The sequence below is a fragment of the Lentzea sp. NBRC 105346 genome (assembly GCF_030269605.1).
Lineage (GTDB): Bacteria > Actinomycetota > Actinomycetes > Mycobacteriales > Pseudonocardiaceae > Lentzea.
In genome coordinates, this window is record NZ_BSTQ01000015.1 from 270707 (window position 1) to 281225 (window position 10519).

Below are 10519 nucleotides of genomic sequence, written 5' to 3' on the forward strand. Positions count from 1 at the left end.
TTGGAAAGCAACCAACTGTCTGGAGGGCTTGTTAACAGCTTCTTACGTGTGAATGGAGTCGAGCGTGCTCGAAAACCAGGGGCAGATCACGCGGAGGTCGTTCGTCATCGGGACAGCGGGCGCGGCCGGCCTCGCGGGCCTGGCGGCCGTCGCGCCCGGCATCGCCGCCGCTGACCCGATCGGCCACGGCCCGATCAGCGAGCCCGCGGCCGCCGACGTCTCGGCGGCCGCGCTGATCACCTTCCAGAAGATCGACGGCACGCCCGTCTACTACTGGCGTTCCAACCGCGGGAACACCACACTGCGCAACTGGCAGTGCACCCAGGAGTTCTACAACGCGCTCGTGGCGTGGATCCGGGACCTGCGGTCGCTGTCGTCGGGCTACGGCAGCATCTCCTACCTCGTCTCGGCCGGCTTCTACGTCGACAAGCCGGGTCAGCACGGCGCGGGCACCGCGATGGACCTCGACCACGTCCGGTGGAGCAGCGGCACCACGATCTCACCGCTCGACCAGCAGCACGCGTCGACCAACGCGCAGATCCGCAAGCGGTATCTCGCCACGGAAGCCGTGTGCCGCAGGCGGTTCCGGTACGTGCTGGACGGCTGGTACAACGCCGACCACCACGACCACATCCACTCCGACTTCGGCGGGATGCCGGTCCGTGTGCTCAAGGACTCGGAGTCCGACACGAAGTTCGTTCAGGCCATGTGCAACAACTTCCGCAACGCCGGGCTCGCGATCGACGGCGTGTGGGGCACCAGGACGGAGTCGGCGTTCAACGCCGCCAAGTCGGCGCTGGGCGTGACGGGCGACCCGCACACGAGCTCGTCGGTGTGGCAGGGGATGCTCTCGAAGATCGCCCAGAAGGGCTTCGCGAACCAGAACTTCTAGGCACAGACCGGGAAACGGCCCCCGTCCGAACTGGACGGGGGCCGTCGGCGGCCGTGCCGGGGGTCAGGATCAGGTGTTGCACTTCTTCCAGGCGAAGTGGTAGATCGTCGAGATCGAGCCGTCCGTGGAGTCCATGGACATGAAGCTGGTCTTCTTCGGGTCCGAGGTGCCCTTGTTCAGCCTCAGCTCGGTGTTGATGTTGAAGTTCCGCTTGGCGCCACAGGGGTGGTAGATGATGGCGGCGATGTCGGTCTTGTCCGTCGTCTGCCAGTCATCGCTGTAGGAACCCTTGAAGGTGTGTGAGCGATACTCGGTTTCGGACATTCCCTGGAAGTAGTAGTTCGCGCGTTCCGTGCCGGTCGCGCCCTTCTCCAGGTGTGCGAAACCGCGGTAGTCGGCCTGGGCGATGCCGTAGGTGAATCCGCCGGGCACGTTCACGCGCAGGTTGAGTTGGCAGTTCTTCCGGAAGTCGGTCGGCTTGGCCTGGGGGCCGACCTGTGCCATGAACTCGCTGTAGGTCACGGTGAACGCCTTGTTGTCCGGCGAGACGGCGACCGCGGCGGTGCCGGCACGGCAGCCGGACCCGTTGACTGTGACGACGTCGATGGTGATCTCACCGGTCGGCGGAGGGACCGAGTCCGGCGGGACGATGATTGTGGACAGGGCCATGCCAACAGCAGCCAACGTGCTAATCATGGGACACCTTTCCGAATGCTCTCGACATGTCGGCGGCGTGGTACCAGACCGTATCGGAAAGGGTCTTAACGAACGCCCGCCAACCGGAGCAACATTGCGCAGGCATCGGTCTACAGGAATGTCATCGGCCAATTATGACAGTTACCGATCAATCGCGGAGAGTAATGTCGGACATCTCGCGCCGGTAATTGGGGAATCACTACCTTACGAAAACGTAAGGTTCGCTCGAACCGCATGCTCGCGGGCCATGCGGTTAATGTAACGGTTCTCGAACGGAGCAAGCCGGCGGCCACTGCACGTGCGCATCTGGTGAACCGTCAACTGACGTGAAGACCCTTCACGAACAAGGACGCGTCCACATTCGGACGCGTCCTTGTGGGTGAAACCGCGGGTTTCGGGGTTTCAGGCGTTTCCGCCCATGGATCCGCCGAGGCCGAAGAGGATGCGCTGGATGAGCTCCGGGTCGACGTCCGGCTCGTCGCCGAGCGCCTCGGCGGCGGGGGAGCGGCGGGGCTCACGGCGCGGCAGCGGCACCGCGTTTGCGTTAACGCCGGTGGGCAGCGGGAGCTCGCACCAAATGAGCTTGGCGCCGCCACCGAGCGGCAGCTCGCCCGTGCGGAGGTCCGGGCTCGTGGGCGGCATGACGAACCGCGCCGCCTCGAGTTCGATCACGAGGTACTCACCGCTCAATCGCAACCGCAATGTGATCAACCGGCTCGTCTTCGGGTCCGCGCACTCGATCGCGGCCTCGACGAGCGCGCACGCCACGTGCGACGTCTCCTCGATCAGATTGCGCAGGCGCCACTCGCCCAATGTGAAGCGGACGAACATGTCCGCGCAGTTCACAGCAGTAGGCAGCGCGATGAGTGTGAGGTCGTCGACCTGGGCGGTCTGGGCGTTCACCTGCATGCTGCCTCCGTTCGCGTGCGGCCGCGCGACCACGCAACAGTCACCCGAATGGCCGTCGCGGTGCGGGGGAATCTACACAGGTATACGGAGGAAGCAACGCCCCGGTTGACTCTCGCCTCAAAAGTCACCTCGTAGTCCACATGCCGAGGCCCCGGCGCTCACTCTGTGTGGAGCACCGGGGACGCTCGGTGAAGATCAAGTCTACTTACAGGTCTTCCAGGCGAAATGGTACTTCGTGCTGACCCCGCCGTCGGTCGAGTCCATCGTGACGAACGACGAGGCGTTGTGGCCGTTGGAGTAGGCGCGCAGTTCGGTGTTCACGTTGAGGTTGCGCGTCTCACCGCACGGTGCGAAAACGATCGAGGCGACATCGGTCTTGTCGGTGAACTGCCAGTCGTCCCCGAACGGGCCGTTGATGTTGTGGGAGCTCACCGCGGTGGGCGATGTTCCCATGAAGTAGTAGTTGGCTCGTTGTAGTCCCCTCCCGCCTCTGGGTAAGGACGCGAACCCGCGGTAGTCGGCCTGTGCGATGCCGTATGTGAATCCCTGCGGGTAGAACACGCGCAGCGAGAGTTGGCAGTTCTTGCGGAAGTCGGTCGGTGACGATCCGGAGCCGGCCTTGGCTGTGTAGTCGCTGTAGGTGACCGTGAATGCAGTGTTGTCGTCGGCGGCCGCGACAGCGGCTGTTCCCGCGGGGCAGCCGGAGCCGTTCACGGTGACGACTTCGACCTTGATTTTGCCGGGAGGGACCACGTCCGCGCTGCTCGGCGCAGTCGGCGCGACGACGAGTGACAGGGCCAAACCGGTAGCAGCCATCGCACTGAGCATGAGGCGCCTTTCTTTCGGGGCTGGATGGCGGCGTGCGGTGACGATATCGTAAATATTCTTTACGAGCGGACAGCCGACCGGGTTAACTTAAATATATTTAAAACGGATTAATCGTCTGAACGGTGGATTGGCGACGGCGTACCGTCGCGTAACTTTCGTGGTGATCACAGCAAACGTGATCACAAGCCACCTGAATACACCGTCCACCACACCAGACGCCGTGAGCCCCGGCAGTCCCCCTCACAACACCGGTGTGGGAAGGCGATCGCGCATCGCTCATCGGTTCCTCCCTCCTGCTCGGAACCGGTGGTGCGGCAGCGGTGCGCTGAGCGCCACGGCCGGTGCCCGCCGGGCGGCGTCGGAACTCGTCCCACGGATCCGACGCCCCCGGCGTGGATTTCCTAGACCCGAGCGGGGAGGGTGCGGCGGAGCCTGAGTTGAACTCGGGCTCCGCCGAGGGGGCCTCGGTCGACCCGCAGGGAACCGCCGGTGGACTCGGCGGCCCGCCGGGCGATGTCGAGGCCCAGCCCCGTGGAACCGCCGCCCGAAGCACCGCGCCGGACCGCGACCTCGGAGTTCTCGATGCCAGGACCAGCGTCCTCGACGACGAGGGCCACCATGTCGGCCTGGTGGAACAGGGTCACGGCGAACCGCGTGCCCTCGGGCGTGTGGCGGAAGACGTTGCCGAGCAAGGCGTCCAGCGCGGTCGTGAGGTCGGTGCGCGGCAACGGCACGTACGCGGGCCGGTCGGTGCCGCGGACGGTCCACGGGCGTTCCTGGTCGTCGGCCAGGGCGGACCAGAACACCAGGCGGTCGCGGACGACCTCGGTGGCGTCGCTCGCCGCGCCGTCGCGGTTGGACAGGCCCGTGCGCGCGGTGCGGATGATCTCGTCCACCTCGCGCTCCAGGCCGCGCACGGCCTGGCGGATCCGCTCGGCTCCGCTGCCGTCGCCCAGAGTCTCCGCGTCCAGCAGCAACGCGGTGAGGGGAGTGCGCAGGCGGTGAGACAGATCGGCGACGACCTCGCGTTCGGCGGTCACGAGGTGATGGACCCGTTCGGCCATGGCGTTGAACGCCCCGCCGACGGCCTTCAGTTCGGGAGGACCGCTCGGTTCCACGCGGGCCGCCAGATCACCCCTGCCCATCGCCTGCGCGCCCTCAGCGAGCGCCGTGGCCGCCCGCACGGCCCGTGCGCCCATCCGGTCGGCCACGAAGACCGACACGGCCACCAGGCCGATCGCGACGCCGCCGAGCGCCCACCACGTCGTCGTCACGCCCCTGGTGAGCTCCGCACTGGGCACGTAGGCCTCGACGATCGCGACGCGGCCCAGGTTCAGCGCCACCGGCTGCAGGTACACCACGCCGTCGGGCAGCTTCAGCGTCGCGGCGCGCGCGACCTTGCGTGCCGCCGCGAGCTGATCCTTGTTGATCCGCGACGACCCGAGCGTGCCCTTGTCCGGCAGGTGCACGGCGAGCCGCTGCTCGCCGCCGTACCGGGTGCTGACGACGGCCTGGCGGATCGCGTTCGGGTCCGTGGTGATGACCAGCGCCGGCGTGAGCGCGTTGGCCTGCCGCTGCGCCTCGGCCAGCGCGCGGTCCTCGGCCAGTTCGCGGACGAGCAGCGCCAGCGGGATCAGGAACGCCAGCGCGACCATGGAGGTGGCGGCCAGTGCGACGAGGACGAGTGAGCGCCTCACCTCGGGTCGACCAGCCGGACGCCGACACCGCGAACGGTGTGCAGGTAGCGCGGCTGGGCGGCCCGTTCGCCGAGCTTGCGGCGCAACCAGGACAGGTGCACGTCGAGGGTCTGGTCGTCCTGTCCGCTCGGGATCTGCCACAGGTTCGCGAGCAGTTCCGCGCGCTGGACGACCTCCCCCGGCCTCGCGGCGAGGTAGGCGAGCAACTCGAACTCCTTGTGGGTCAGCGACAGGTCCCGTCCGTCCAAAGTGGCCTGCCGGCGGTCGAGGTCGACGACCAGGCCGCCGACGGTGTAGGAGCCCTTGGAGCGCGACCGCCGGAGCACGGCCGTGAGCCGGGCGGCGAGGTGCTCGCTGGAGAACGGTTTGACCAGGTAGTCGTCGGCGCCCGCGTTGAGCAGGCGGACGATCTCGCCCTCGTCGTCGCGTGCGGTGGCCACCACGACCGGCGTGTCGGTGACGCCGCGGATCATCCGCAGGGCGTCGCCGCCGTCGAGGTCGGGCAGCCCGAGGTCGAGGACGATCGCGTCGGACGGAGCGGCGGCGACCTCACGGAGAGCATCGATAGCGGTACCCACCGCGTGCACCCGATAGCCCAAGTCGGTGAGTGCTCGGGTGACCGCCGCTCGCACAACGGGGTCGTCCTCGACTAAAAGTACTGAGGGCATGCGTGGCAACTTACTGAAAGGATGACGCGATGAGGCGTTCGGTCGGATACCTGTCGGCCTGGGCGGTCGCGACCACGGTCGCGGTCGGACTGTCCTGGCTGGGCATCCGGTCGGCGCTGGACAGCGGGGTCACGGCCGAACCGCAGGCGCTGGTCTCGACCGACGGCGGGCAGCCCGCCATCGTGGACGCGCCGAGCATCACCGAGGTCGCGAGTCCCGCGCCCACCACGGTTTCGTCATCGGTGGCGCCACCGGCCGCACCGACTCCGGTGCCCGGTCCGCCTCCTGCCACACGTGCGAACGTTCCCACGACTACTACTACGGCTGCGAAGGCACCGGCGGCTCAACCGGACCAGGGCGTGTGGCAGTCCGACGGCAGCTACGTGCGCAGTTTCCAGCTCAAGGGCGGCGAGGTGACCGCCCGGTTCACGCCGCAGAACGTCGAGGCGATGTCCGCTGTCCCACATGAGGGTTACTCGGTTTCGGTCGAGCAGCCGGGCGGTCCGCTGGTGGTGAACTTCCGGACCACGTCGGGCCGTCTCTCCAGACTGGAGGCGACATGGGGCGACGGCCCGACGTGGAAGATCATCGAGCAGTGATCCTCACAGGCCGATCGCCCTGGCGATCTGCTGCGGCTTTAGGATCCTGAGCAACGCCTCGATCAGGTAGTAGTCGCCGTAGGGCAACGAGATCTCCACACCGTCCTCGGCGGGCCGGTTGCGCGTGCCGCGCGCGAGGATCGCCTCGGCGCGGGTGGAGTTCGTCGTGAGACACGTGCGGCACAACGCCTCGACGATCCGGTACGCCTTGGTCCGGTAGACCGGGTTGCTCGTCGCGGTGGCGAGGTCCAGCAGCCCGCACGCCATGATCGCGCCAGCGGTGGCGTCCTTGATGTCGTTGGGCGCCAAGGGGGAGCGGTAGTCCCAGACCGGAACATGGTCCGATGACAACGCTTTCAGTGCGAAGTCCGCCATTTTCCGGGCACTGTCGAGGAACTCTCGGTTTCGCGTGCGCCGGTACATCGTCGTGAAGCCGTAGATGCCCCACGCCTGGCCGCGCGACCAGCAACTCGTCGGGCTGTAGCCCTGCACGGTGTTCGGCCCGATGGGCGCGCCCGTGTCCGGGTTGAAGTCGAACACATGCGGCGTCGAGCCGTCGGGGCGGATGAAGTTCGCCTGGGTCGTCCGCGCGTGCGCGATCGCGACGTCGAGGTACTTCGGATCCCCGGTCTCCTTGGTCGCGAACGCGAGCAGGTCGAGGTTCATCATCGTGTCGATGATCGTGCGGCCCGCGTTGTTCGGCGTGCCGAGCGCTCCCCACGCCCGGATGTAGCGGCCCTTGTCGTTGTACCGCTTGATGAGCGTGGCGGCGGCGTCGATCGCGCCGTCGCGCCACTTGGTGTCGCCGGTGAGCCGGTACGCGGTCACCCACGACGGGTAGAACAGGAAACCGAGGTCGTGGTCCCGTGGTTCGAGCCGGCGCGGCGCCAGCCGGTCGTTCGCCGCCACGGCAAGGATTTTGAACAGTTCGTCGCCGCTGTCGAGGTCCGCCAGCCACAGCGTGCCGGGCCAGAAGCCGCCGACCCAGCCGCCGTCGCCGACATAGGTCCACTTCTCGAAGCGGGTGCCTTCGGGGAAGCTCGTGATTCTCGGTGCCGTGGCACGGAGTTTGGTGATCGCGTAGTCCAGCGCGGTGCGGTACACCGAAGGCGCGGCGTTCACTTCGATGGCCGGAGTCACGGCTGTGATCGCGGTTGCCGTGAGCAGGGCGCGTCGAGACAGGTTCACGTGTCCCATCCTGTTGTCGGTGCGCCCGTGCTCACTATGCCCAGTGGATCTTTGACGATCAAGTGTCAGTGATGGTCGAGCTGTGCGCGGATCTCACCCGCGGGGTACTTCGCGCTGTGCACGTTCACATACACGTATCCCGCGCGCAGAGCGCGGGTCAGTTCGGCGAACTCACCGGCCGAGATGCCCTGCCCGGTAGGGCCGATGACGTCGGCGGCCTTGAGCGTGCCGGTGACGGTCGCCGGCGCCGCCGGGCAGGCCTGCGTGCCCGCGGGCCCGTTGCCGAGGTTGGTGCACAGGAAGACGATGACGCCGCCCGACTGGGACCGCCCGCCGAGGTGCAGGTGTGCCTGGGTGACGGGGCCTTCCAGCTCGCTGTAGGTCAGCCGGTAGGAGATCTCCTGTTCCGTGTCGTCGATTCTGGCTCTGAACTGCCCGGTTCCGGTCGTCGACAGTGCTTGCGGGTCCTCGTTGTACCCGCTGAGGCGGACCTGGTCGCCGTCGCTGCCCGCGACCGCCGTCGACCCGGCGGCGAACAGCAGGCCCAGAACCGCGAGTGCCACTCGTTTCATGGTGGTGTTCTCCCTTCCCTCCGGGTGCTTCTACGCCGTCGCGGTATGTGAGGTTCAAGAAACACTGGGGACTCGCGGAGCGAAGTGGTGTTTGAATGGTCGGCTTCAGGGAACGTTCTAGGCCTGACTCAAGTGAGGTGACAGATGGCGGGTGTGCTCGATGTCGGTTGTTTCAGTGCGCACCTCGTCGTCGTGGACCGTGACCTGAGGCATCCCGTGCTGTCGCACAAGGTGCGGCTGCGCCTGGACCGCGTGATCGACCGGCAGGGCCGCATCTCGCGTACGGGGATCGACCAGATCAGCGAAGCGGTGCAGGCGGCGAGAAAGGTCGCCCGCCGCGCCGGGATCGCCGGTGTGGTCCCGTTCGCCACGTCGTCCGTGCGTGATGCCCCGAACGCCGCGAAAGTGATCGAACGCGTGGCCGATCGCACCGGTGTATGGCTGAAGGTGTTGTCCGGCAAGGAAGAGGCGCGCCTGGCCTATGTGGCCGCGCGCCACTGGTTCGGCCGCGGCTCCCTGCTGGTGCTCGATGTCGGCGGCGGCACGGTCGAGGTCGCGCACGGCGATGCCGCGAACCCGTCGTTCACGTGCTCATTGCCCCTGGGCGCCCGCACGCTCACCATGACCGGCCTGACCGTGCCCGAGATGCGTTCCTTCGTGGCCGACGGCCTGTCCGGCGTGGACCTCCCCGCGTCCGGCCGCGCGGTCGGCTGCTCGAAGGTGTTCGGCCAGATGGCCCGCCTGGCGGGCACCCGCCGCGTGCTGCGCGCCGACGACCTCACCGCCTGGATCCCGCGCCTGGCGAAGCTGTCCGCGTCGAAGCGCGCCCGGCTGCCGGGCATCTCCCGCCACCGCGCGCACCAGTCGCTGGCCGGCGCGGTCGTCGCCGAGGGCCTCATGCGAGCCACCGGTCAGGAGGCCGTGGAGATCTCGCCGTGGTCCACGAAGGAGGGCCTGTTGCTCAGCCTGCTGGAGAACCGGGCCGTGTCAGCGGCCTGAACGCGGGTACCCGGTGGAGAGATCCCTTCCGAAGGAGGATTCCACCGTGAGCACCACCGAGACCGGCCAGGTCACCGGGACTCAGGACAAGGACTACAACATCATCTGGTTCACCGAGGCGTGCCTGAACAACGTGCTGCGGCTCGAGCAGTACGTCGCCGACGCCGAGCGCGCGGGCGACACCGAGCTGGCCGAGTTCTTCAAGCGCGCCCAGGGCGAGAGCCGCAAGGGTGCCGAGCAGGCCAAGGAGCTGCTCGCGTCCCGTCTCGGGAAGTAACTCTTTTCTCACCTGCCGGCGTTGAGCTCAGCCCAGACGGCCTTGCCGACTGAGTTGGGCTCAGCGCCCCATCGTTCGCTCAGCGCGTTCACCAGCTGCATCCCACGCCCGCGTGCCGAAGTCGGATCGACCGGCCGCAGCTGCGGCAGCACCGTCGACCGGTCCGAGACCTCGATGAACATCCCGCCCGTGGTTCTCTTGACGGTCAGTTCCAGCGGCCCCTCGGCGTGGTCGATGCCGTTCGACACCAGCTCGGTCACCACCAGCTGTGCGTCGTCCGCGAGGTCCTCGGTGAGGTTCCAGGACGCGGCGGCCTCGCGGACCAGCTGCCTGGCGCGTGCGCAGGACCCGCCCTCCGCGGCCAGCGTCAAGCGCACCTCTGCCAGTGGGTCGTTCAGCACATTCCGCTCCGCGCCTCCCGGTAGACCTCGCGTGCAACCCGCATCGTCGCACACCGCACCAGGCGCCCATCGACGTGAGCCACGACACGCGCACGCGTGTTTCAACCCCCCGGTGGTCGCACCCGGAGGGCGCGTGCTGCACGATTTGGGCTGCACGTGTCGGGCGTGGCGGGAAGGAACGGCGACGATGGAACTCCGGGTCGGCAGTGAGGTCCTCAGCGGCTGGCGGGTCATCGCCGTCGCGGGCGAGCTCGACATCGACACCGTTCCCGTGCTGGCCACACGCCTGGATGAGGACGTGACAGGGGATCGGGCTGTGCTCAATCTGGCCGAGGTCACGTTCATGGATTCCACGGGGCTGGCGTTGGTGCTCGACTGGCATCGGCGACTGGGGGAGAAGGGTGGGATCCTCCGGATCGCTGCTCCTCAGGCTCCTGTGCTCCGCCTTTTTGCTCTGGCGGACGTGGCTGATGTGCTCGACGTTCGGGGGAGTGTGGCGGACGCCTGCGCCTGAGCTTGCGTTTGTGACGCGGCGGCTTTCGTTCGTGGCTGTTGGCTGCCGGTTTCGTGCTTGGTCGCTTCCCCGCCTGCCGGTTTCGTGCGTGGTCGCCTTTTACTGCTCGGGGCTCCGCCCCGGACCCCGGCTCAGCTCAAAGAGGGGCCCAGCCGTGGTGTCGTTTCGTAGTGGGTTGCGTTGGGGTGGTGGGCCCCTCCCGTCGCATCGCACCTGAGGCAGCCACATCCGAGACCCCAGGTCAAGCGAAAAGCGTGCTTGACCTGGGGTCTCGGATGC

13 protein-coding genes are annotated in these 10519 nt (G+C 67.5%); 5 read left to right on the forward strand and 8 right to left on the reverse strand.

What is annotated here, in order from left to right; translation table 11 throughout:
• The first annotated feature begins 64 nt into the window (after positions 1 to 64).
• Positions 65 to 892 (forward strand): extensin family protein, encoded by an 828-nt coding sequence (locus QSK35_RS29775; protein WP_285750863.1) that lies wholly within the window; start codon positions 65 to 67, stop codon positions 890 to 892.
• Between the two features lie 69 nt (positions 893 to 961).
• Here QSK35_RS29775 and QSK35_RS29780 read toward each other — a convergent pair whose 3' ends face one another.
• The 5 genes from QSK35_RS29780 to QSK35_RS29800 form a co-directional block, all read right to left on the reverse strand.
• A complete protein-coding gene (locus QSK35_RS29780) occupies positions 962 to 1588 on the reverse strand; it encodes a DUF4360 domain-containing protein (RefSeq protein WP_285750864.1) in 627 nt (208 codons plus the stop codon).
• A gap of 402 nt (positions 1589 to 1990) precedes the next feature.
• Positions 1991 to 2497, reverse strand: coding sequence for an ATP-binding protein (locus tag QSK35_RS29785; RefSeq protein WP_352244157.1), 507 nt, complete (start codon positions 2495 to 2497; stop codon positions 1991 to 1993).
• A 201-nt stretch (positions 2498 to 2698) separates the two neighbouring features.
• Positions 2699 to 3325 carry a DUF4360 domain-containing protein gene (locus tag QSK35_RS29790; RefSeq protein ID WP_502881737.1) on the reverse strand — a complete coding sequence of 209 codons (627 nt, stop codon included), beginning with the start codon at positions 3323 to 3325 and terminating at the stop codon, positions 2699 to 2701.
• Positions 3326 to 3726: 401 nt separating this feature from the next.
• A complete protein-coding gene (locus tag QSK35_RS29795; protein ID WP_285750866.1) occupies positions 3727 to 5022 on the reverse strand; it encodes a HAMP domain-containing sensor histidine kinase in 1296 nt (431 codons plus the stop codon).
• On the reverse strand, positions 5019 to 5690 hold the full coding sequence (locus tag QSK35_RS29800; RefSeq protein ID WP_285750867.1) for a response regulator transcription factor: 672 nt from the start codon (positions 5688 to 5690) through the stop codon (positions 5019 to 5021). The genes QSK35_RS29795 and QSK35_RS29800 overlap by 4 nt, the downstream gene beginning before the upstream one ends.
• 29 nt (positions 5691 to 5719) lie before the next feature.
• Here QSK35_RS29800 and QSK35_RS29805 point away from each other — a divergent pair, with 29 nt between their 5' ends.
• On the forward strand, positions 5720 to 6289 hold the full coding sequence (locus tag QSK35_RS29805; protein ID WP_285750868.1) for a hypothetical protein: 570 nt from the start codon (positions 5720 to 5722) through the stop codon (positions 6287 to 6289).
• 3 nt (positions 6290 to 6292) lie between these two features.
• On the opposite strand, the gene QSK35_RS29810 is transcribed toward QSK35_RS29805, so the two are convergent.
• A complete protein-coding gene (locus QSK35_RS29810; protein ID WP_502881738.1) occupies positions 6293 to 7486 on the reverse strand; it encodes a glycoside hydrolase family 88 protein in 1194 nt (397 codons plus the stop codon).
• Between the two features lie 56 nt (positions 7487 to 7542).
• Positions 7543 to 8049: a CHRD domain-containing protein gene (locus QSK35_RS29815; protein WP_285750870.1), complete on the reverse strand. Its 507-nt coding sequence runs from the start codon at positions 8047 to 8049 to the stop codon at positions 7543 to 7545.
• A 144-nt stretch (positions 8050 to 8193) separates the two neighbouring features.
• On the opposite strand from QSK35_RS29815, the gene QSK35_RS29820 reads away from it, so the two are divergent.
• Together QSK35_RS29820 and QSK35_RS29825 are read left to right on the forward strand one after the other, a co-directional pair.
• Positions 8194 to 9048, forward strand: a complete 855-nt coding sequence (locus tag QSK35_RS29820) for a Ppx/GppA phosphatase family protein (protein WP_285750871.1) — start codon at positions 8194 to 8196, stop codon at positions 9046 to 9048.
• A 46-nt stretch (positions 9049 to 9094) separates the two neighbouring features.
• The gene (locus tag QSK35_RS29825; RefSeq protein ID WP_285750872.1) at positions 9095 to 9325 is read left to right on the forward strand and encodes a hypothetical protein; all 231 of its coding nucleotides are present in this window, start codon (positions 9095 to 9097) and stop codon (positions 9323 to 9325) included.
• A gap of 8 nt (positions 9326 to 9333) precedes the next feature.
• Here the strand turns inward: QSK35_RS29825 and QSK35_RS29830 are convergent, their stop codons facing one another.
• Positions 9334 to 9726 carry an ATP-binding protein gene (locus tag QSK35_RS29830; RefSeq protein WP_285750873.1) on the reverse strand — a complete coding sequence of 131 codons (393 nt, stop codon included), beginning with the start codon at positions 9724 to 9726 and terminating at the stop codon, positions 9334 to 9336.
• A 187-nt stretch (positions 9727 to 9913) separates the two neighbouring features.
• Here QSK35_RS29830 and QSK35_RS29835 point away from each other — a divergent pair, with 187 nt between their 5' ends.
• The gene (locus QSK35_RS29835) at positions 9914 to 10240 is read left to right on the forward strand and encodes an STAS domain-containing protein (protein ID WP_285750874.1); all 327 of its coding nucleotides are present in this window, start codon (positions 9914 to 9916) and stop codon (positions 10238 to 10240) included.
• Positions 10241 to 10519: the final 279 nt, after the last annotated feature.